15 protein-coding genes and 1 tRNA gene are annotated in these 22,437 nt (G+C 63.5%); 11 read left to right on the top strand and 5 right to left on the bottom strand.

Going from position 1 to position 22,437, the window contains the following annotated elements; genetic code table 11:
- Positions 1-31 precede the first annotated feature (31 nt).
- The gene (locus tag KW830_RS03515) at positions 32-751 is read right to left on the bottom strand and encodes a hypothetical protein (RefSeq protein ID WP_218332136.1); all 720 of its coding nucleotides are present in this window, start codon (positions 749-751) and stop codon (positions 32-34) included.
- 6 nt (positions 752-757) lie between these two features.
- The gene (zapE, locus tag KW830_RS03510; protein ID WP_066533315.1) at positions 758-1,855 is read right to left on the bottom strand and encodes a cell division protein ZapE; all 1,098 of its coding nucleotides are present in this window, start codon (positions 1,853-1,855) and stop codon (positions 758-760) included.
- A gap of 314 nt (positions 1,856-2,169) precedes the next feature.
- Between zapE and KW830_RS03505 the strand changes: the two genes are divergently transcribed.
- Positions 2,170-3,009: a multidrug ABC transporter ATPase gene (locus KW830_RS03505; protein WP_218332134.1), complete on the top strand. Its 840-nt coding sequence runs from the start codon at positions 2,170-2,172 to the stop codon at positions 3,007-3,009.
- Positions 3,010-3,303: 294 nt separating this feature from the next.
- Here KW830_RS03505 and lpdA read toward each other — a convergent pair whose 3' ends face one another.
- The 3 genes from lpdA to KW830_RS03490 form a co-directional block, all read right to left on the bottom strand.
- Positions 3,304-4,731 (bottom strand): dihydrolipoyl dehydrogenase, encoded by a 1,428-nt coding sequence (lpdA, locus tag KW830_RS03500; protein ID WP_066532398.1) that lies wholly within the window; start codon positions 4,729-4,731, stop codon positions 3,304-3,306.
- A 92-nt stretch (positions 4,732-4,823) separates the two neighbouring features.
- Positions 4,824-6,068 carry a 2-oxoglutarate dehydrogenase complex dihydrolipoyllysine-residue succinyltransferase gene (odhB, locus tag KW830_RS03495; protein ID WP_192334052.1) on the bottom strand — a complete coding sequence of 415 codons (1,245 nt, stop codon included), beginning with the start codon at positions 6,066-6,068 and terminating at the stop codon, positions 4,824-4,826.
- A gap of 63 nt (positions 6,069-6,131) precedes the next feature.
- Positions 6,132-9,011, bottom strand: coding sequence for a 2-oxoglutarate dehydrogenase E1 component (locus KW830_RS03490; RefSeq protein WP_192334050.1), 2,880 nt, complete (start codon positions 9,009-9,011; stop codon positions 6,132-6,134).
- A gap of 230 nt (positions 9,012-9,241) precedes the next feature.
- Between KW830_RS03490 and KW830_RS03485 the strand changes: the two genes are divergently transcribed.
- The 10 genes from KW830_RS03485 to KW830_RS03440 all read left to right on the top strand — a co-directional run bounded on the left by KW830_RS03485 (position 9,242) and on the right by KW830_RS03440 (position 22,370).
- Positions 9,242-10,303 carry an AI-2E family transporter gene (locus tag KW830_RS03485; RefSeq protein ID WP_066533317.1) on the top strand — a complete coding sequence of 354 codons (1,062 nt, stop codon included), beginning with the start codon at positions 9,242-9,244 and terminating at the stop codon, positions 10,301-10,303.
- A gap of 303 nt (positions 10,304-10,606) precedes the next feature.
- Positions 10,607-13,666 carry a formate dehydrogenase-N subunit alpha gene (gene fdnG, locus KW830_RS03480; RefSeq protein ID WP_115594661.1) on the top strand — a complete coding sequence of 1,020 codons (3,060 nt, stop codon included), beginning with the start codon at positions 10,607-10,609 and terminating at the stop codon, positions 13,664-13,666.
- A gap of 10 nt (positions 13,667-13,676) precedes the next feature.
- Positions 13,677-14,606, top strand: a complete 930-nt coding sequence (fdxH, locus tag KW830_RS03475) for a formate dehydrogenase subunit beta (RefSeq protein WP_066532413.1) — start codon at positions 13,677-13,679, stop codon at positions 14,604-14,606.
- Positions 14,603-15,229 (top strand): formate dehydrogenase subunit gamma, encoded by a 627-nt coding sequence (locus KW830_RS03470; protein ID WP_066532416.1) that lies wholly within the window; start codon positions 14,603-14,605, stop codon positions 15,227-15,229. Before fdxH ends, KW830_RS03470 begins: the two co-directional genes overlap by 4 nt.
- A 101-nt stretch (positions 15,230-15,330) precedes the next feature.
- Positions 15,331-16,305: a formate dehydrogenase accessory protein FdhE gene (gene fdhE / locus KW830_RS03465; protein WP_066532422.1), complete on the top strand. Its 975-nt coding sequence runs from the start codon at positions 15,331-15,333 to the stop codon at positions 16,303-16,305.
- Between the two features lie 99 nt (positions 16,306-16,404).
- On the top strand, positions 16,405-17,877 hold the full coding sequence (gene selA / locus KW830_RS03460) for an L-seryl-tRNA(Sec) selenium transferase (RefSeq protein WP_370626082.1): 1,473 nt from the start codon (positions 16,405-16,407) through the stop codon (positions 17,875-17,877).
- Positions 17,878-18,004: 127 nt separating this feature from the next.
- Positions 18,005-19,927 (top strand): selenocysteine-specific translation elongation factor, encoded by a 1,923-nt coding sequence (gene selB / locus KW830_RS03455; RefSeq protein WP_218332132.1) that lies wholly within the window; start codon positions 18,005-18,007, stop codon positions 19,925-19,927.
- A 203-nt stretch (positions 19,928-20,130) separates the two neighbouring features.
- Positions 20,131-20,226 (top strand) — tRNA-Sec (locus KW830_RS03450).
- Between the two features lie 618 nt (positions 20,227-20,844).
- The gene (locus KW830_RS03445; protein ID WP_218332130.1) at positions 20,845-21,351 is read left to right on the top strand and encodes a hypothetical protein; all 507 of its coding nucleotides are present in this window, start codon (positions 20,845-20,847) and stop codon (positions 21,349-21,351) included.
- A 449-nt stretch (positions 21,352-21,800) separates the two neighbouring features.
- Positions 21,801-22,370 carry a hypothetical protein gene (locus KW830_RS03440; RefSeq protein WP_218332128.1) on the top strand — a complete coding sequence of 190 codons (570 nt, stop codon included), beginning with the start codon at positions 21,801-21,803 and terminating at the stop codon, positions 22,368-22,370.
- Positions 22,371-22,437: the final 67 nt, after the last annotated feature.

Genomic DNA, 22,437 nt, shown 5'->3' with positions numbered 1-22,437 from the left:
CTGGAAACCGCTGCGCGCCGGCCGGTGCGGCTCAGGGCGCGCCCGGCACCGGCAAGGGTGCGCCCTTGCGGTCGGCCACGGCCTTGTCGCGGCGTGCCTTGGCCTTGGCCGCTTCTTCCCGGGTCTGCTTGGCGGCTTCCTGCGCCTTGCTGCGGCGTTCGGCCTCGGCCTGCACATGCTCGGCCTGCTGGCGTTGCTGCGACTGCGCGCGCTGCGACTGCGTCTGTGCACGCTGCTGGGCCTGCGCATCCATGGTGGCGCGGTCGTGCGCCACATCCTCCGGAGTGCGCTTGGGCGCCGGCTTGGCGGGCTGCGTCAAAGGCTGGCGCGGCGTGGCCTGTATGGCCGGTTGCTGGCGCGGCTCCTTCATCTTCTGGTCGATGCTGCGCAGGCGTTCTTCCGTCTTTTCCAGGCGCTCGGCATCGTTCAGGCGCAGCTCGCGTTCGCGCAGCGGCTTTTCCTGTTCGCGCGCCTGGCTGCGCAGCTTACTCAGGCAATCCTCCACCGCAAACTTCTGGTAGCAGGCGGCTTCCAGCGGCTTCTGGCGCTCGGCCAGGGCGCGGCGCTGCTGCTCGATGTCGTGGCGCTCGGCATCCCGCTGCTCCTTGCGGTGCTGCAGGGCGGCAGCGCGGGCCGCGTCCTCTTCCGGCAGAGGCGCGGCCGGCGCAGGCTGGGCCAGTGCGGCAGTGGCCGAAACGGCCACCACGGCAGCCAGCAGATGGGGCAGGAACATAGAAGCGCGTGTGTGCATGGTGTGTCAGGTCAGACCAGTATCAACCTCGCGCCGCTCGAGCGAGAGGAATTCCTGGGACTGCATTTCGTTCAAGCGGGACACTGTACGCGGAAATTCGTGGGCCAACGGCCCTTCGGTGTACAGCTGCTCCGGCGGCACCGCGGCCGACAGAATCAGTTTGACGCGCCGGTCGTACAGCACATCCACCAGCCAGGTAAAGCGGCGCGCAGGCGACGCCATGTTCACCGGCATGAACGGCACGTTCGACAGCAGCACAGTATGGAACTGGGTGGCAATTTCCAGGTAGTCATTCTGCGAGCGCGGTTCCATGCACAGTTCGCGGAAATCAAACCAGATCACGCCACCAGCTCGGCGCAGCGGCTTGAGCTGGCGCGACTCGATCATGAACACCGGCTTTTCTTCCGGCACTTCGGCCAGGCGCTCGAACGCTTCCTGCATGGCAGCGTCGGCCTCCGGGCCCAGCGGGCAGTGGTAGAGCTGCACCATCTCCAGCGTACGGCAGCGGTAGTCGGTGCCGTTGTCCACATTGACCACGTCCATGCGCTCGTTCAGCAGGTCGATGGCCGGCAGGATGCGGTCGCGGTGCAGGCCGCCCGGATACAGCCCATCGGGCGTGAAGTTGGACGTGGTGACAAAGCCCACGCCATTGTCGAACAGCGACACCAGCAGGCGGTACAGGATCATGGCGTCGGTGATGTCCGCCACGTGGAATTCGTCAAAGCAGATCAGCTTGTAGCGCTTGGCGATCTTGGCACCCAGCGCATCCAGCGGGTTCTGCGTGCCCTGCAGCAGGTGCAGCTCCCGGTGCACTTCGCGCATGAATTCGTGAAAGTGCAGCCGCACCTTGCGCCGGATGGGCACCGCATTGAAAAAGCAGTCCATCAGAAAGCTCTTGCCACGCCCCACCCCGCCGTACATGTACACGCCACGGGGAATTTCCGGTTTGGAAAAGATCTTCTTGATCGCGTTGGAACGCCGGGATTTGTAGGCGGCCCAATCGTCCGCACAGCGCTGCAGCGCATCCACCGCGCGCAGCTGCGCGGGGTCGGCCGTAAAGCCTTTGGCGGCCAGCTCGGCCTCGTACGCTTGTCTCACATTCACCATCTACCTCCAACTCGGATCCGAGGCTCAAGCATGCTGCTGTGCAAGGCCCAGTCGCGGAATGTATGGAGCGAGGAGGTCCCGACGCGTGGCACCACCAGGGGGCAGCGTCCGAGCAGAGTGTGCGAAAAAGTCTTTCGCCAAGGCTTGCAGGTATCATGTCGAGCCTGCGACATGCTGTCTATTCTATAGCGGCCCGCAACATGCCCTGCCGGCCTGCAGATATCTCTGCCTGCACCTTCGCCCGGCCTGCACGCCCCCGCCCGTTTCCCTTCCGTTCCCCTCCCGCACTCCAGTTGCATCCCCGCCTTCCCATGCAGTCCTTCGCTTTTCGCGCCCCTCTGCTGCGCACCCTGGGCTGCATGGCGCCCTGCCTGCTGCTGGCCACCATGGGCAGCGCCCTCTGGGCCGGCGAGCAGCCCCAGGCCTGCGCCCCCGCCACCGTCGCAGCCGTGGCGCGCTGGGCAGGTGTCCAGGGCAAACTGGTCAGCTGGGACCAGCCCGGGGGCCTGATTGCGGCAGCCAGCTGCAAGGCCATGCCCGATGCACCGGACACCACGATTGCCGCCATCGCGTTCGACAACTTGCTGGAAGGCCAGACCCGCGGCGACGGCAACAAGCTGCAGATCATCGCCCTGGTCGAAGCCGGCCAGGTCGTGGCCGCCCACCGCTCGCAGATCGAGGAGGACGCCACCACCGCCGTGGGCCGCTACGACATCGACACCGCGCGCTACCACCTGCGCCCCGGCGTGCGCGCCTTCGGCACCGTGTTCCACAGCGATGCGCTGGGCTCCCGCTGTCCCGACGCCGCTGCCGATAACGAGCTGACACTGTGGGTGCGCGAAGGCCGGCAACTGCGCCCGGTGCTCGGCACCAATCTGCGTGGCTGGGTCAACATCGTGGGCACGCCCTGCATCCTCAACGAAGAACTGAGCCGCAGCGAAGAAGCGCGCCTGACCGTCTCCGTGGAAAAGACCAGCAGCCATGGCTTTGCCGATCTGGCCCTGACCGCCCGCATCGTCCAGAGCGAAGTCCATGGCGACGCGGACGAAAAAACCAGCCAGCGCCGCGCACGCACCGTGCTGCGCTACGACGGCCACTCCTACGGCCACGACATGTTCCGCACCTTCTGGTATCCCGCAGACCTGCGCTAAGGCCTGCCGGCACGCGCCTTGCGCGGGCGCACAGGCCGTCTCTCAGGCCATCTCTCAGGCCGCCGCACCGGCCCTACGCACTTTCCCCCCCCTGCCGCCTGGCGTGACCTGCACGGCGCCCCGCCACGGAGCTGACCGCGTGCAGGCGACGCCACGCCGCAGGCTGCGTGCGTGCCCCCCTTGACCCGCTGTACCCGGTGCACGCCTACCGTACACACAAAAAAAAAGCTGCCTGCACCCTCTCGGGCACAGGCAGCGGTCTGAGCGCTCAGCCGTGCAAACGGCTCACGGCAATCAGAAGTTCAGCGTGCGCTTATCCACCGCCAGAGCCGCTTCCTTGGTGGATTCGGACAGCGAGGGGTGAGCGTGGCAGATCCGGGCGATGTCTTCGCTCGATGCCTTGAACTCCATGGCCACCACGGCTTCGGAGATCAGCTCGGACACCATCGGACCCACCATGTGCACGCCCAGAATCTCGTCGGTCTCGGCATCGGCCAGGAACTTGACCATGCCGGTCGTGTCGCCCAGTGCACGGGCACGGCCGTTCGCCAGGAACGGGAAGGTGCCAGCCTTGTACTTCACGCCTTCGGCCTTCAGTTGCTGCTCGGTGCGGCCCACCCATGCCACTTCGGGGCTGGTGTAGATCACGGAAGGCAGGGTCGCGAAGTTCACGTGACCGTGCTGGCCGGCAATGCGCTCGGCCACGGCCACGGCTTCTTCTTCCGCCTTGTGTGCCAGCATGGGGCCGCGCACCACGTCACCCACCGCCCACACGCCGGGCAGGTTGGTCTTGCAGTCGTCGTCCACCACGATGCAGCCGCGCTCGTCCAGCTGCAGGCCCACGGCTTCGGCGTTCAGGCCGATGGTGTTGGCGGTGCGGCCGATGGAGACGATCAGCTTATCCACGTCCAGCGTCTGGGCTTCGCCCTTGGCGTTGGTGTAGGCCACGCTCACGCCCTTCTTGGACGACTTGACTTCACCGATCTTCACGCCCATCTCGATCTTCAGACCCTGCTTGTCGAAAGCCTTCTTGGCTTCCTTGGCGATCTGCTCGTCCACCACAGGCAGGAAAGTGGGCATGCCTTCCAGCACGGTCACTTCGGTGCCCAGACGGCGCCAGACCGAACCCATTTCCAGGCCGATCACGCCGGCGCCGATCAGGCCCAGCTTCTTGGGGGTCTTGCCCAGGCGCAGCGCGCCGTCGTTGGACAGGATGTTTTCTTCATCGAAAGGCACGCCAGGCAGCGCGCGGGCGTTGGAGCCAGTGGCCACCACGATCTGCGCGCCAGTGATGGATTCCTCCTCCTTGCCGGCCACCTTGATCTCGTAGCCGCCTTCCACGGTGCGCACAAAGGAGCCGCGGCCGTGGAAGAAAGTGACCTTGTTCTTCTTGAACAGGTACAGGATGCCGTCGTTGTTCTGCTTCACGATGGCGTCCTTGCGGGCGATCATCTTGGGCACATCGATCTCGACCTTGCCGGTGGAGATGCCGTGGTCCGCAAAGTGCAGATTGGCATGCTCGAAATGCTCGGACGACTGCAGCAGCGCCTTGGAAGGAATGCAGCCCACGTTGGTGCAGGTACCGCCGGGGGCAGCGCCGCCGGCAGCGTTCTTCCACTCGTCGATACAGGCGACGGTCTTGCCCAGCTGGGCGGCACGGATGGCGGCGATATAGCCGCCAGGGCCGGCGCCGATCACGATAACGTCAAATTGCTTGCTCATGTCTCAAATCTCTTGTCTACAGGTGCTGAAAAAAACCCACCGTGGGCGTGTGGCCGAGGGTGGGTTTCGTCGAGGTGTGAACCCGGTGTGAATTACAGGTCGAACAGCAGGCGCGAAGGATCTTCCAGCGCTTCCTTCATGGCCACCAGACCCAGCACGGCTTCGCGACCGTCGATGATGCGGTGGTCATACGACATGGCGAAGTAGTTCATGGGGCGCACCACGACCTGGCCGTTTTCAACCACGGCACGGTCCTTCGTGGCGTGCACGCCCAGAATGGCGGACTGGGGCGGGTTGATGATGGGGGTGGACATCATCGAGCCGAAGGTGCCGCCATTGGAGATGGAGAAGGTACCGCCGGTCATGTCTTCGATGCCCAGCTTGCCGTCAGCCGCCTTCTTGCCGAATTCGGCAATCTTCTTTTCGATCTCGGCGAAGTTCATCTGGTCGGCGTTGCGCAGGATGGGCACCACCAGGCCACGGGGCGAACCCACGGCGATACCGATGTCGAAATAGCCGTGGTAGACGATGTCGTTGCCGTCCACCGAAGCGTTCAGCACCGGGTACTTCTTCAGCGCGTGCACGGCAGCCTTCACGAAGAAGGACATGAAGCCCAGCTTCACGCCGTGCTCCTTGACGAAATCGTCCTGGAACTTCTTGCGCAGGGCCATCACCGGAGCCATGTTCACTTCGTTGAACGTGGTCAGGATGGCATTGGTGGATTGCGACTGCAGCAGACGCTCGGCCACGCGGGCGCGCAGACGGGTCATGGCCACGCGCTGTTCGGGACGGCCCGACAGGTCTTCCTTCAGCGCAGGAGCAGCCACCTGGGGCAGAGCAGCCTTGGGAGCGCCGGTGGGGATGGTGGCGCCAGCCTTGATGGCGGACAGTGCGTCACCCTTGGTCACGCGGCCATCCTTGCCCGAACCGGCCACGTTGGCGGCGGACAGGTTGTTTTCGGCCAGCAGCTTGGCGGCAGCGGGCATGGCCACATCACCCTTGTTGCCGCCAGCGGCAGCAGGGGCGGCCACGGGGGCAGCAGCAGCCACGGCAGCGGCCGGAGCGGCGGCAGGCGCAGCAGCGGCACCGGCCACAGCGTCGGTGTCGATCTTGGCGATCAGTTGCTCGGCGATGACGGTGGCGCCATCACCTTGCACGATCTCGGCCAGCACGCCAGCGGCAGGTGCGGGCACTTCCAGCACCACCTTGTCGGTTTCGATCTCGATCAGGATTTCGTCCACAGCGACGGCCTCACCGGCCTTCTTCTTCCACGTCAGCATGGTCGCCTCGGCGATGGACTCGGACAGCTGGGGAACTTTGACTTCAACGATTGCCATTTTGAATTCTTTCCAAAGATGTTTTTGTGTACCCCTGCCCTGCGGGCAGGGGTCGTCCCTGTATTACTTGGTCAGGACAAAGCCCTTGAGCTTGCTGAACGCGCCTTCCACCAGAGCCTTTTGCTGCTCTTGGTGCAGGTGCGAGTAGCCCACCGCCGGCGATGCCGAGGCAGCGCGACCGGAGTAGCCCAGCTTCTGGCCTTCGACCATGTTTTCGTGGATGTTGTGCTGGATGAAGAACCAGGCGCCCTGGTTCTGTGGCTCGTCCTGGCACCACACGATGTCGGTGGCGTTGGGGAACTTCTTCAGCTCGGCAGCGAAAGCCTTGTGCGGGAAGGGATACAGCTGCTCGACGCGGATGATGGCCACGTCGTTGATTTCCTTCTCGACACGCTTCTTCACCAGGTCGTAGTACACCTTGCCCGAGCAAGCGATCACGCGCTTGACCTTGGCGGCGTTCTTCACCACGTTGGCATCCTGCTCGGCGATCACGGTCTGGAAAGCACCCTTGGTGAATTCAGACAGCGGCGACGTGGCGTCCTTGTTACGCAGCAGCGACTTGGGTGTGAAGATGACCAGCGGCTTGCGCAGCTTGCGCACCATCTGACGACGCAGCACGTGGAAGATCTGGCTGGCCGTGGTCGGCTGCACGATCTGCATGTTGGTGTCGGCAGCCAGCTGCATGAAGCGCTCCAGGCGGGCCGAGCTGTGCTCAGGTCCCTGGCCTTCGTAGCCGTGCGGCAGCATCAGGGTCAGGCCGTTGACGCGGCCCCACTTCACTTCACCGGAGGCGATGAACTGGTCGATGACCACCTGGGCGCCGTTGGCGAAGTCGCCGAACTGGGCTTCCCAGATCACCAGGGTGTTGGGATCGTTGGAGGCATAGCCGTATTCGAAGCCCAGCACTGCCTCTTCGGACAGGATGGAGTCGATCACGGTGAACGGAGCCTGGTTCTCGGCCACGTTGGCCAGCGGGATGTAGGTGCCTTCGCTCCACTTTTCACGCTTTTGGTCGTGGATCACGGCGTGGCGGTGGGTGAAGGTACCGCGGCCGCTGTCCTCGCCGGACAGGCGCACGGGATAGCCCGAAGCCACCAGCGATGCGAAAGCCATGTGCTCGCCCATGCCCCAGTCCACGTTGACCTCGCCACGGCCCATGGCGGCGCGGTCGTCATAGACCTTCTTCACCAGCGCGTGGGGGTTCACCGTTTCGGGCAGCGTGGTGATCTTCTCGGCCAGACGCTTCCATTCGGTCAGCGGGATGGCGGTGTCACCGGCATCGGTCCACTTCTGGCCCAGGAACGGGCTCCAGTCCACGGCGTACTGGCTCTTGAAGTTGGTCAGCACCACTTCCTGGGTGTGACGGCCTTCGTCCATGGCGGCGCGGTAGGCCTTGGCCATGTCGTCGCCCAGGGACTCGCCCAGACCTTGCGCAGCCAGCTTGTCTGCGTACAGCTTGCGCGTGCCGGGGTGGGCAGCGATCTTCTTGTACATCAGCGGCTGGGTCAGCGCGGGGGTGTCCTGCTCGTTGTGGCCCAGCTTGCGGAAGCAGACAATGTCCACCACCACGTCCTGCTGGAACTCCATGCGGTATTCCAGTGCCAGCTGCATGCACAGCGCCACGGCTTCGGGATCGTCACCATTCACGTGCAGCACGGGCGACTCCACCATCTTCACGATGTCCGTGCAGTAGGTGGTGGAGCCCTTGTCGCGGGGGTCGGAGGTGGTGAAACCGATCTGGTTGTTGATGATGATGTGGACCGTGCCGCCAGTGGAATAACCACGGGTCTGCATCAGCGCCAGGGTTTCCTGGTTCACGCCCTGGCCGGCAAAAGCGGCATCACCGTGCACCAGCACCGGCAGCACTTGCTTGCCGTGCGGGTCGGCGCGACGGTCCATGCGCGAACGCACCGAACCTTCGACCACGGGGTTGACGATTTCCAGGTGGGAAGGGTTGAAGGCCAGCGACAGGTGCACGGGGCCGCCTGCGGTGGACACATCGGAGCTGAAGCCCTGGTGGTACTTCACGTCACCAGCGGTCAGCTCTTCGGGAGCAGTGTGATCGAACTCGGCGAACAGGTCCTTGGGCATCTTGCCCAGGGTGTTGACCAGCACGTTCAGGCGGCCACGGTGGGCCATGCCGATCACGACTTCCTGCACGCCCGTCTGGCCGCTGGCGTTGATCAGCTCGTCCATCGCGACGATGAAGGACTCACCGCCTTCCAGCGAGAAGCGCTTCTGGCCCACGTACTTGGTGTGCAGATAGCGTTCCAGACCTTCGGCTGCCGTCAGGCGGTCCAGAATGCGCTTTTTCTTGGCAGCATCGAAGACGGGCTTGGAGCGGATGGTTTCCAGCTTCTGCTGCCACCAGCGCTTTTGCGCCTGGTCCGTGGCATACATGTACTCGACACCGATGGTGCCGCAGTAGGTTTCGCGCAGAGCGTTCATCAGCTCGCGCAAGGACATGGTTTCCTTGCCGAAGAAGGTGTTGCCCACGTTGAAAACGACTTCCTGGTCGGCATCGGTGAAGCCGTAGAACGCAGGTTCGAGTTCGGGAATGTCAGGGCGCTCGGTGCGCTTGAGCGGATCCAGATCGGCCCAGCGCTGGCCCACATTGCGGTAAGCGGCAATCAGCTGCTGCACGGCAGTGCGCTTGCGACCCAGCTCGGAATCGGCGCCGGAAGCCTGGACCACCTTGGTGCCGCCTTGCTTGGCGCGTTCAGCGAACGCATTGATCACCGGCAGGTGGGGAACGTCCTTGGCATTGGTGCCATCGGCGGCAGGCACATGCTGCAGCGCATCGAAGTATTCACGCCACGAATCCGGCACGCTGCCGGGATTGGCCAAATAGTTTTCGTACATCTCTTCGACATAGGGCGCGTTGCCGCCGAAGAGATAGGTGTTGCCTTGGTAGGCTTGGTAAACAGATGGCTGATCGCTCATATTCCGCTGACCTCCGCTTTCCTGGGGAAAGCCTTAGCTGGTTGGTAAACCTTCCGCGACACGGCTGTACCGGATGGCGGATGCGACTGTGGCTGGGGAAGGGCCTGTTGTTGCGTCCGTCATTGTGCCACCGAATGCCGCGTCGTTCCGAAAGGCGGACACAGCTTAAACGCTGCCTGCTTCGCTTACATTCCCATATCCCCTTAGTTTGCAGGCCCGCCTCCATGCACATGCGCTCGGAAAACGCCAACAAGTACACCTTTGCGCTGCTGCTGGCAGCCGTCACCCTCGGCTTCCTGACCATCCTCTGGCCTTTCGTGGGCGCGGTGTTCTGGGCCGTGGTGCTGGCCATCCTGTTCCAGCCGCTGAACCGCCGCCTGCTGGCCCGCATGCCCCGGTACCCGAACTCCGCCACCCTCCTCACCTTGCTGCTGTGCCTGCTGGTGGTGATCCTGCCGCTGATCGCCATCACCCTGTCGGTGATCCAGGAAGCCGCGTCCGTCTACCACCGCATGAGCTCGGGCCAGATGAATCTGGTCACCTATATCCAGCAGATCAAGGCCGCCTTGCCGGACTGGGCCCTGGACATCCTGGACCGGCTCAACCTCAGCACCCTGACGGAAATCCAGCAGCGCCTGGCGGTGGTGGCCGGCGAAGCCGCCAAATCCTTTGCCACCAAGGCCGTCAACCTGGGCCAGGGCACCCTGAGCTTTGTGGTGGGCTTCGGCATCATGCTGTACCTGCTGTTCTTTCTGCTGCGCGACGGCACCAAGCTGGCCCCACGCATCCGCGACGCCATTCCGCTGGACCGCGAGCACAAGACCCAGCTGCTGAGCAAGTTCACCACCGTCATCAAGGCTACCGTCAAAGGCAATCTGGCCGTAGCCGCTGCCCAGGGCGCACTGGGCGGCCTGATTTTCTGGATACTGGACATTGACGCCCCGGTGCTCTGGGGCGTGCTGATGGCCTTCCTGTCCCTGCTGCCCGCCGTGGGTGCGGGCCTGATCTGGGGCCCGGTGGCGATTTACTTCCTGGCCACCGGCAGCTGGAGCCAGGGCCTGATCCTGACCGCCTACGGCATTTTGGTCATCGGCCTGGTCGACAACATCCTGCGCCCCCTGCTGGTGGGCAAGGACACCAAGATGCCCGACTACGTGGTGCTGATCTCCACATTGGGCGGAATGTCCCTTTTTGGCCTGTCCGGTTTTGTCGTGGGCCCGGCCATTGCAGCCCTTTTCATGGCCACCTGGGATATTTACGCCCCGCCAGCCGCCGAAAATACGCCCAGATAGTTACACCTGATACGCGGGCTTATCACCGCACAGATGGAAATACCCTCTTCACCAGGCCGACCTCGGGACTTCCCTAGGTCGGCTTGTCTTTTTGTGGTCCACAGTCTTATTTGCAGCCTGGGCGTACTGGAAAGCCCAGAGCAGCAATGGAACCGGCAGCCATTCGCAGGAATACATAACCTACATAAAACACCGCGTGCAGCAATCCCGAGAAGAGTGACCGAGAACCTGAACTCCTGCGTCTTATATAAGTTGCCGGACCTAGAATGCGCCCCACAAGCGTCAAGTTAAAAAAGGTAACCCATGGTGCAATTCTCCAGACGCCAGTTCATGAAAGTGACTGGTTCGAGTCTGGCGGCATCCAGCTTGGCAGTGATGGGCTTCTCGCCCACCGCCGCCCTAGCGGAGGTCCGTCAGTTCAAGCTGGCCGCCGCCACCGTCACTCGGCAGACGTGTACGTACTGCTCGGTCGGCTGCGGCATTTTGATGTATTCCTACAGCGATGGCACCAAGAATGCCAAGCTGTCGGTCATGCACGTCGAAGGGGATCCGGACCATCCGGTGAACCGCGGCACGCTGTGCCCCAAGGGCGCATCGCTGCTGGACTTCGTGCACAGCCCCAACCGCCTCAAGTACCCCGAATACCGCGCCCCCGGCTCGACCGAGTGGAAGCGCCTATCCTGGGATGAGGCTCTGACCCGCGTCGCCAAGCTCCTCAAGGAAGACCGCGACGCCAATTTCGTTGAAAAGAACGAAAAGGGCCAGACGGTGAACCGTTGGCTCACCACCGGCATGCTGGCCGCTTCGGCCTCCAGCAACGAAGCCGGCTACGTTACGCACAAAGTGGCCCGTTCCTGGGGCCTGCTCGCACTCGATAACCAAGCACGTGTCTGACACGGCCCGACGGTGGCAGGTCTTGCCCCGACGTTTGGCCGTGGAGCGATGACGAACCATTGGGTCGACATTCGCAACGCGGACGTTATCTTGATCATGGGCGGTAATGCCGCCGAAGCACACCCCTGCGGCTTCAAGTGGGTGACCGAAGCGAAGGAGCACAACAATGCTCACTTCATGGTGGTCGATCCGCGCTTCAACCGCTCGGCATCCGTGGCCGATTTCTACGCCCCCATCCGTTCGGGCTCCGATATCGTGTTCCTGGGTGGTGTGATCAACTATCTGCTGACCAACGACCGCATCCACCACGAATATGTGAAGAACTACACGGACTTCACGTTCATCGTGCGCGAGGACTTTGCGTTCGACGAAGGCATCTTCTCGGGCTACAACCCCGAAAAGCGCACCTACGACAAGTCCACCTGGGACTATGAACTGGGTGAAGACGGCTTCGTGAAGGTCGACCCCACGCTGCAGCATCCCCGCTGCGTGTACCAGTGGCTCAAGCGCCACTACGCCAGCTACACCCCTGAGAAGGTGGAAAGCATCTGCGGCACGCCCAAGGAAAAGTTCCTGCACGTGGCAGAGAAGCTCGCCTCCACAGCGGAAGCCGGCCGTGTCGCCACCATCATGTACGCCCTGGGCTGGACACAGCACACCACCGGCGCACAGATGCTGCGTACCGGTGCCATGATCCAGCTGCTGCTGGGCAACATCGGTATCGCTGGCGGCGGCATGAACGCGCTGCGCGGCCACTCCAACATCCAGGGCCTGACGGACCTGGGCATTCTGTCTGCTTCGCTGCCAGGTTACCTGACGCTACCGAACGAAGCCGAACAGGAGTACGACAAGTACATCGCCGCGCGCACGCCCAAGGCACTGCGTCCGGGCCAGATGAACTACTGGTCGAACACGCCCAAGTTCCACGTCAGCCTGATGAAGGCGTGGTGGGGCCCTGCCGCCACGGCGGAAAACAACTGGGCGTTCGACTACCTGCCCAAGCTGGACAAGCAGTACGACATGCTGCAGGTCTTCGACCTGATGAACCAGGGCAAGATCAATGGCTACATCGCCCAGGGCTTCAACCCCCTGGCGGCGCTGGCCAACAGCAACAACGTGCGCAACGGCCTGAAGAAGCTGAAGTTCCTGGTGGTCATGGATCCCCTGACCACCGAGACTTCGGAATTCTGGAAGAACCACGGCGAATTCAACGACGTGGATTCCGCTTCCATCCAGACCGAGGTGTTCCGTCTGCCCACCACCTGCTTTGCCGAAGAAGACGGCGCTGTCGTGAGCTCTTCGCGCGTGCTGCAGTGGCACTGGAAGGCGGCCGAGCCCCCAGGAGAGGCCAAGACCGACATCGCCATCATGTCGGCCCTGCACCTGCGCCTGAAGAAGCTGTATGAGACGGAAGGCGGCAAGTTCCCCGACCCGATCACCAAGCTCTACTGGCCGTACGCACAGCCCGCACACCCGTCTTCCGAGGAAATCGCCAAGGAATACAACGGCCGTGCACTGGTCGACCTGACCGACGCCGAAGGCAAGGTCATCCGCAAGGCGGGTGAACAGCTGGCAGGCTTTGGTGAAATGCGCGACGACGGCTCCACCCTGGGTGGTTGCTGGATCTGGGCCGGCAGCTGGACGTCTTCGGGCAACCAGATGGCCCGCCGCGATAACAGCGACCCCACGGGCATCGGCAACACGCTGAACTGGGCCTGGGCCTGGCCGGCCAACCGCCGCGTGCTGTACAACCGTGCATCCTGCGACCGCGAAGGCAAGCCGTTCAACCCGAACCGCGTGCTGATCAAGTGGAATGGCAAGAACTGGGGCGGCGCCGACGTGCCCGACATGGGCCCGACCATGCCGCCCGAAACGACCAACCCGTTCATCATGAACCCCGAAGGTGTGGCACGTCTGTTCGCACGCAAGGGCATGAACGAAGGTCCGTTCCCCACCCACTACGAGGCGTTTGACAACCCGCTGGGCTACAACCCCATGTACCCGAAGAACAAGCTGGCTGTCATCAACCCTGCCATGCGCATCTTTGACTCCGTCAAGGATTCCGCCGGCACGGCTGCCGAGTACCCGCACGTGGGCACCACCTACCGCCTGACCGAGCACTTCCACTACTGGACCAAGCACGTGCACCTGAACAACATCGTTCAGCCCGAGCAGTTCGTGGAAATCGGCGAGGCGCTGGCCAAGGAGCTGGGCATCGAGACCGGCCAAAAGGTCAAGGTATCGTCCAAGCGCGGCTTCGTCAAGGCTGCGGCCGTGGTGACCAAGCGCATCAAGCCGATGCAGATCGACGGCAAGACCATCCACCACGTGGGTGTGCCTATCCACTGGGGCTTCTCGTCCCAAGGCCGCAAGGGCTACATGGCCAACAACCTGACCGCCTCGGTCGGTGACGGCAATAGCTTGACCCCTGAATCCAAGACCTTCCTCGTGAAGGTTGAGAAGGCTTAAGGAGTAGCTGATGTCTTCAACCATGTCCCTTGATATCAAGCGCCGCTCCGCGACGACCACCCCTGCCCCCAGTGCGCGCGAAACGCACAGCGGCGAGGTGGCCAAGCTGATCGACGTCTCCAAATGCATCGGCTGCAAGGCCTGCCAGACAGCCTGCATGGAGTGGAACGATCTGCGCGACGAAATCGGCACGGCAGCAGCCGGCGTCTACGACAACCCGACCGATCTGACCGATCAGTCGTGGACCGTGATGCGGTTCACCGAGTACGAGAACGAAGCGACCGGCAACCTCGAATGGCTGATCCGCAAGGACGGCTGCATGCACTGCGAAGACCCGGGCTGCCTGAAGGCCTGCCCTTCCCCCGGGGCCATCGTGCAGTACAGCAACGGCATCGTGGACTTCCAGCAGGACCAGTGCGTCGGTTGCGGCTACTGCGTCACCGGCTGCCCGTTCAACATCCCCCGCATCTCGAAGAAGGACCACAAGGCGTACAAGTGCACCCTGTGTTCTGACCGCGTGGCGGTGGGTCGCGAACCGGCCTGCGTCAAGACCTGCCCGACCGGCGCGATCATGTTTGGCACCAAGGAAGCCATGAAGGACCAGGCCGCCCACCGTGTGGTCGACCTGAAAAACCGTGGCTTCGACCAGGCAGGCCTGTACGACCCGCAAGGCGTGGGCGGCACCCACGTCATGTACGTGCTGCACCATGCGGACAAGCCCTCCCTCTACAAAGGCCTGCCGGACGATCCCAAGATCAGTCCCATGGTCGCACTGTGGAAGGGCGTGGCCAAGCCACTGGCCATGGCCGCACTGGGCGCCGCTGCCGTGGGCAGCCTGTTCCACTACATCACCAAGGGCCCGAACGACGTGTCCAAGGAACTAGAAGATGAAATGGAGCGCAAGGACGCCGAAGCGCTGAATAAGGAGTCTGGCAAATGAAACGCAATCCCCGCGACCTCGTGCGCTACAACGCATCGGAGCGCGCCAACCACTGGGTGGTCGGCATTTGCTTCATCTTGCTGGCCCTGTCCGGCCTGGCGTTCTTCCACCCGGCGTTCTTCCCGCTGACCCAGCTGTTCGGCGGGGGTCCGTGGAGCCGCATCCTGCACCCCTACATCGGGGTGGTGATGGCGCTGTTCTTCATCGTCATGGCCTGCCGTTTTGCCAAGCTCAACATCGTGGAACCCCGCGACATTGACTGGCTCAAGAACGTCAACAAGATGATCGACGGCGACGACCACGACATGCCCGAACAAGGCAAGTACAACGGCGGTCAAAAGCTGTTGTTCTGGGGCCTGGTCATCGGCATGGCGCTGATCACCATCACCGGCGTGCTGATGTGGCGCGCCTGGTGGAACCTGCCGGTGGGCGTGGTGCGTGCCGCTTCGGTGGTGCACGCCATTGCGGCCGTGTGGATGATCGGTCTGATCATCATGCACGTGTATGCGGCTATTTGGACCCGCGGCACCATCCGTGCCATGCTCTATGGCACAGTGACACGCGCCTGGGCCAAGCAGCATCACCGCGGCTGGTATCGCAAGATGACCGGCGACAACGACTAAAAAACAGGGGCACTCCTCCTCAGCCCCTCCTCATTGACGCTTGTTGACTGCCGCCGGCTGCCTTCACGGGCCGCCGGCGGCCTTCATTGAGAACCACACAAATGCAGCAACGTATCCTCCAACCCGGCGAAATCGAAGCGCTGGACAAGACCTCCTTCCCCCGCATCCTGCTGCCGCAGGTCGCCAGCCTGTTCAGCGAACGCGCGGCCCGCCTGCGCCAGCTGGCCGACGGCAACCCCATCGCCGACTACCTGCAGTTCGCCGCCAAGATCGTCGACGCCCAGCAGGCCGCCGCCAGCAGCGTGGAACTGGCCCCGCTGGACACCAGCACCATCGAACGGGCCCAGCAGCACTCCATGCCGCTGCTGCCCGCCGCCGAACATGTGGATCCCGCCTGGCACGCCGTGCTGCACAGCATGCTGGAAACCCTCTCCAGCGCCGAAGGCCTGCCCGCACCGCTGCAACCGCTGATCACCGAACTGCGCAACCTGCCGGACGCCGAGCGCAACGACATTGCCGCCAAGCTGCTGCAAAAAGAAGTGGCGGCACGCCACATCGGCATGGCGCCGTTCATCATGGCCGCGCTGCAGGTCACCTACGCCCGCCGCGCCGCTGCGCTGAACCCCGTGGACGTGCCCTACACCGACCCGGCCAGCATCTGCCCCGTCTGCGCCAGCGAACCCGTGGCCAGCGTGCTGCGCATCGGCGGCAAGGCCAACGGCCACCGCTACCTGCACTGCGGCACCTGCTGCACCGAATGGCACATGGTGCGCGTCAAGTGCTCGCACTGCGAATCCACCAAGGGCATCCACTACGAAACCATCGAAGGCAGCAAGGACGTGGTCACCGCTGAAACCTGCGATGAATGCGGCACCTACCGCAAGGTGGTCAACCAGGAGAAAGACCCGTTCGCCGAGCCGCTGGCCGACGACCTGGCCAGCCTGATGCTGGACCTGCTGATGAGCGAGCAGACCCGCTTCCAGCGCGCCAGCGCCAACCCGCTGCTGTATGTGGCGGTGGCCGAAGCGCAGGACGCAGACCAGCCCCAGGACGGGCTGATCGATCCGGCACAATAAGCCCCAGTCTGCGGCGGGAGCGCCTGACAAGGCTGCGCTCTCCCGCACACCACGCCGGGCCGCCCCGTGGCGGCCCGTTTTCATTTTCCCGACTGCACCTTGCCGAGACTGCCTGTGGCCGCACCATCCGCACCCCACGCTACCGCCCCCCTGGAACCCGCCCGCCTGCCGTCGGTAGACCGCCTGCTGCAATCGGCCGAATTGCAGTCCCTGCTGGCCGACTACGGCCGCATCGCCACCACCGACGCCGTGCGCCAGGTGCTGGAAGACCTGCGCCAGCAGCTGCGCGCCGGCACCGCGCTGGCTCCCGAAGCCGTGGCCACTGCCGCGCTGGCAGCGCAGATCGGCCGCCAGCTCGCCCAGCTGTTCGCCCCGCGCCTGCGCAGCGTCTACAACCTCACCGGCACCGTGCTGCACACCAACCTGGGCCGAGCCCTGCTGCCCCAGGCGGCGGTGGACGCCGTGGTGGAAGCGCTGACCACCCCCGCCAACCTGGAATACGACCTGGCCACCGGCGGCCGCGGCGACCGTGACGACCTGGTGGAAGCGCTGATCTGCCGCCTCACCGGCGCCGAAGCCGCCACCGTGGTCAACAACAACGCCGCCGCCGTGCTGCTGACCCTGTCCACGCTGGCATCCGGCAAGGAAGTGGTGGTCTCGCGCGGGGAGTTGGTGGAAATCGGCGGCGCCTTCCGCATCCCCGACATCATGGGCCGCGCCGGCTGCAAGCTGGTCGAGGTGGGCACCACCAACCGCACCCATGCGCGCGACTACGAAGGCGCCATCACCGCAGACACCGCCCTGCTGATGAAGGTGCACACCAGCAACTACGCCATCCAGGGCTTCACCAAGAGCGTGCCCGACACCGAAGTCACCACCATCGCCCACGCCAACGACCTGCAGATGGTGGTGGACCTGGGCAGCGGCACCCTGGTGGACCTGCGCCAGTGGGGTCTGCCCCACGAGGTGACAGTGCGCGAAACCATCGACGCCGGCGCCGACGTGGTCACCTTCAGCGGCGACAAGCTGCTGGGCGGGCCGCAGGCCGGCATCATCGTCGGCAAGAAGGAACTGATCTCCAAGATCAAAAAGCACCCCATGAAGCGCGCCCTGCGCGTAGGCAAGCTCACCCTGGCGGCGCTGGAGCCCACGCTGCGCCTGTACCTGCACCCCGAGGCCTTGGCCCAGAACCTGACCACGCTGCGCCTGTTCACCCGCCCGCAGGCCGACATGCGCGCCCAGGCCGAACAACTGGCCCCCATGCTGCAACACGCGCTGGGCGCCAGCTGGACGGTGGACACCGCCGAGCTGCACAGCCAGATCGGCAGCGGTGCCCTGCCCGTGGACAACCTGCCCAGCTGGGGCCTGCAGATCTACCCGGCCAGCGGCAAGCAGGCCGGACGCCAGCTGCAGCAGCTCGAAGCGCGCCTGCGCGCCCTGCCCCGCCCCATCATCGGGCGCCTGCACGACGACGCACTGTGGCTGGACCTGCGCTGCCTGGAAGCCGACGCCCTGGACGGTTTCATCGCCCAGTTCTTCCTGCTGCGCACCGACGGCTCGGCCCAGCCCTGACCCCCAGGCCATTCCCTACAGCGCTGCCAGCGTGCCCACGACACCATGGCACCCTGGCACCCTGTACGACCCCACATTGAGACATTGAACCAGCACCGCACAGACGGTACGGAAAGCAGAGACACCCATGATCATCGGCACCGCAGGCCATATCGACCACGGCAAGACCACCCTGGTGCGCGCCCTCACTGGCGTGGAGACCGACCGGCTGAAGGAAGAAAAAGCGCGCGGCATCTCCATTGAGCTGGGCTACGCTTACAGCCCCCTGCCCAACGGCGATGTGCTGGGCATCATCGACGTGCCGGGCCACGAAAAATTCGTCCACACCATGGCCGCCGGCGCCGTGGGCATAGACCACGCCCTGCTGGTGGTGGCGGCTGACGACGGCGTCATGCCCCAGACCATCGAACACCTGGAAATCCTGCAGCTGCTGGGCGTCAAACACGGCACCGTGGCCCTGACCAAGGCCGACCGCGTGCTGCCCGAACGGCTGGACGATGTGCGCGCCGAAATCCAGGCCATCCTGTCGGTCACCGCGCTGGCCGGCAGCCCCATCTTCCCCACCCATGCCGTCCAGGCCGACGACCCCGGCGTGGCCGCGCTGCGCGACCACTTGCATGTCCAGGCCCAGCTCATGCCCGCACGCGCGCAGGACGGGCTGTTCCGCCTGGCCGTGGACCGCGTCTTCACCCTGCCCGGCCAGGGCACCGTGGTCACCGGCACCGTGTTCAACGGCCGCGTGAACGTGGGCGATCAACTGCTGCACTCGGCCAGCGGCCAGTCGGTGCGGGTGCGCAGCATCCACGCCCAGAACCAGGCCAGCGACACCGGCGTGGCCGGCCAGCGCTGCGCCCTGAACCTGGCCGGCATCGCCAAGGAAGACATCCAGCGCGGCGACTGGATTCTGGACGGCCGCCTGCTGCAGGCCACCGACCGCATCGACATCCGCCTGCACCTGCTGGCCGAAGCCCCGCCCCTGGCGCAGTGGACGCCGGTGCATGTGCACATCGGCACCCACAAGGGCACCGCCCACGTGGCGCTGCTGCAGGACCAGCCCATCGACCCCGGCACCGAAGTGCGCGCCCAGCTGGTGCTGGATGCACCCGTGTTCGCCCTGCCCGGCGACCGCCTGATCCTGCGCAACGCCCAGGCCAGCCGCACCATCGCCGGTGGCATGGTGGTAGACCCCTATGCCCCGGCCCGCAAGCGCCGCAGCGCCGAACGCACGGCCTATCTGGATGCCCTGGAGCAGCTGGTGGCCACCGCCAGCCCCGCCGCCCTGATCGCCCAGGCCCCCCACGGCCTGCCGCTGTCGCAGCTGACCCGCCTGACCGGGCGGGCGCTGGACGGTGCTGCCCTGCCCGGCACGCTGCGCCTGCCCATGGCGGATGGCGACGCCCTGCTGCTGGATGCCGCACGCTGGCAGCCGCTGCGCGCGCGCGTGCTGGACACGCTGGAACGCTTTCACGCCAAGAACCCGGACGAGCCCGGCATCAACGCCGCCCGCCTGCGCCGCATGGCCCTGCCCGGGCTGGTGCACAACCAGCACGATGCGCTGTGGGCCGGCCTGGTGGAGGCGCTGCAGCAGGACGGCAGCATCACCGCCAGCGGCGCCTGGCTGCACCTGCCCGGCCACAGCGTGCAACTCACCGCCGCCGAGCAAACGCTGTCGGAACAGCTGCTGCCGCTGCTGCACGCCGGCCGCTACGACCCACCCTGGGTACGCGACCTGGCCGCCGACACCGGCACTGGCGAAGAAGCCGTGCGCCAGCTGCTGCGCAAGCTCGCCCGCCAGGGCCAACTGTTCCAGGTGGTCAAAGACCTGTTCTACAGCGCTGCGCGCATGGACGAGCTGGCCGACATCGTGCAGCAGCTTGCCGCCCAGGCCGCCCACGGCGAGGTCGAAGCCCGCGCCTTCCGCGACGCCACCGGCCTGGGCCGCAAACGCGCCATCCAGATCATCGAATGCTTCGACCGCCTGGGCTACACCCGCCGCGTGCGCGACGCCCACGTGCTGCGCCCCGACGCGCAATGGAACCGCAGCCGCTGACCGCACAGGGATAACGATGCGATGCGATGCGATGCGATGGGCTGGGCTGGGCTGGGCTGGGCTGGGCTAGGCTAGGCTAGGGATGAGATGGAGATAACGATGCAGGTTCCCAGCAGGGGCTGGGGCATTCCCTGTGCCCCACATCGCCACCACCTGCGCTGCACACAGGCTGTAACACGGTAGAATCGTCGCTTTCCTCCCAAGGAAGGCAATCGTGCCCGGTGGCGCGGCCGGGCTTCAAACCCGGTGAGGGGTGTCAGTCACTCCTGGGTTGGTTCGACTCCAGCTGCTTTCCGCCAGAACACCGGTTCGCGAGAACCCAAGAAGCCCCGGCCTTCACTGCTGGGGCTTTTTTCATTCTGACAGACGTATCCCTGGTTGGCTTTTGACGATCCGAAATGAGCCACCAATATCGGTACTCACACGCCGTCTTGATACCGTAGCTGGCGCTCTATTCAATGACACTGACTTAGGCAGTTGACAGCAAGTAGACGCGCATTGCGCATGAGAGGTCTCAGTTACCGGGTAGCTCAGGCGTAGACACTTGCACAGTGAGCCAAACACCGCTGGGAATCTGCACGAGCGATAGTGGTTGCCCGGATTTGTGTGTTGGATGACAGCGCTGGAAAAGCGATTGCTTTCAGCATCGACAAGGATGTGTAAGCAAACGCTGCATATACTTAGCCCCAGTACTGAATGAAAAAACAGCCACTATCAACACTTTAGGCGTGCATAAGAATGCCTTGCCTATGTGTATACATAGGCATTGACTGTCCATACTAATTCAAATACTTGCAACGGTATAGATTTAAGGCATTTCCGAATGCTGAGACATAACATCCCAACCATTCAGACGGCGTTATCAGTCTACCGCTGAATTCTAATGCCAGTTTTTCCACTGTCACAATGAGACCTATATGATTCTCCTACGTCGTTTCTTTTTTCTAGTTTTTTTCGCCTTTTCCACCACCGCATCGCAGGCCAACGGCCTCGGTCTCGATTTAATGCCAGATAAGGCAACGGCACTGGCTGGGGTTACAGTAAATGTGGTGGCACAAATGAATGGACAGAAACTAGACTACTCACCTGCAAGCCTGAAGATAATTGATCAGATCGTCCTGGGATTCCGAAAAGAAGGAAATACAATCGAATCAATGAATAAAACATTAATCATCTTCGGATGTTATGTGGGAGAAGTCATGGTCCGTAATCTCGGCTATAAATGGGACAACCCGACACAGAAAGAAATCTCTATAGGATTTGATGTAACTGGCGTTCGTGGGACGAATGATAGTTTCTCCAACCCTATTGGCAAAGTCTTTAAGCTCATGAAAAATGGACAAGAAGACAGTGTCGAACACTTCTATAGCGTCTTCTCAAAAGATCTCTCTGAAGTGGTGCCCGAAAAGGTTGGAAAAAATTGATAACTGGCCTTTTTACGAACCGGACCTCCATTCGTGGATCCAACTCTCTTCAACGTTGAGTGATCCTTTCAAGGAGCAGGCGGTGAAATTTGGGCTCCGGCTGTGGTCAAAAGTTATCCATTCGTAAAGTGAGAACGCAGCCCCCCAAAAGCGCTGGGGGCGGCACTCTTGAATGCAGACCGAGACTGAGTCTGCTTTGCCCGGCCTGGTCCACTACAGGCAGCACAAGGGCGTCCCCAGCGGCAAACCTTTTTCGCCAGAACACTGGTTCGCAAAAACCCGAAGCCCCAGCCTTCACTACTGGGGCTTTTTCATTCTGTGTGCGCTTTGGCGGTCGCTTTTTGGCGATCATCACCGCGTTACTGGCCGCAGTAAAGAAACCAAAGCTACAGATGGCAGACACAGCACCATCCAGGAAGTCACCAAGCCCAACAGACCCAGCCATTGCGGTGGACGCCAAACTGGCCGCCACCGCAATGGCCCACATGGACCAGACCAACGAAGGCGACATGCACTTCCTAGCCCGCCTGGCGCCCAAGTACGACGCCGTGGCCACTGTCAAGAAAAAGCACCTGCTGTTCATGCCCATCAACGGCACCACCATCAGCAAGGACAAAAGCCAGCACACCATCCACATCACCCGGGCCAGCGGGGACCGACACCGCTGGAGCAGCAGCACCCGTGAGGCATTTAATATGGCGTGCACGCCTGGTGGTCAGACCGCGTCAACGGCAAGCGCAAGGCCGTCATTGCAGGTGACAAGACCCACAACGTCAAAACCCAGAAGAAACCTACGCCAGCGAACAGGACGCCCTGACCACCGCCCGCGCCTGGAACGCGGCATGGCCACGTTCGAGCTGACCCTGGCCCAGGGCCGGCCAGAACTGATGCCCCAAAGCCCCGTGCGCGTGACCGATTTCAAGGAAGACATCGACGGTCAGAGCTGGCAGGTCAAAGAGGTCTGCCACACCCTCAGCGACGGCGGCCTGGGCAGCAAGGCAGGGGCAGTGAACGACTAGCCCATCATCAGCCCCGCCCTACTGATTCAGCAGCAGCCAACCCCGTCCCAAAAGCCGCAGACACACC

This window comes from Comamonas sp. CMM03, from assembly GCF_019218715.1.
Classification (GTDB): Bacteria; Pseudomonadota; Gammaproteobacteria; order Burkholderiales; family Burkholderiaceae_C; genus Comamonas; species Comamonas terrigena.
Note: the sequence above shows the minus strand (reverse complement) of the source record. Positions and strands in the feature narration are given on the sequence as shown.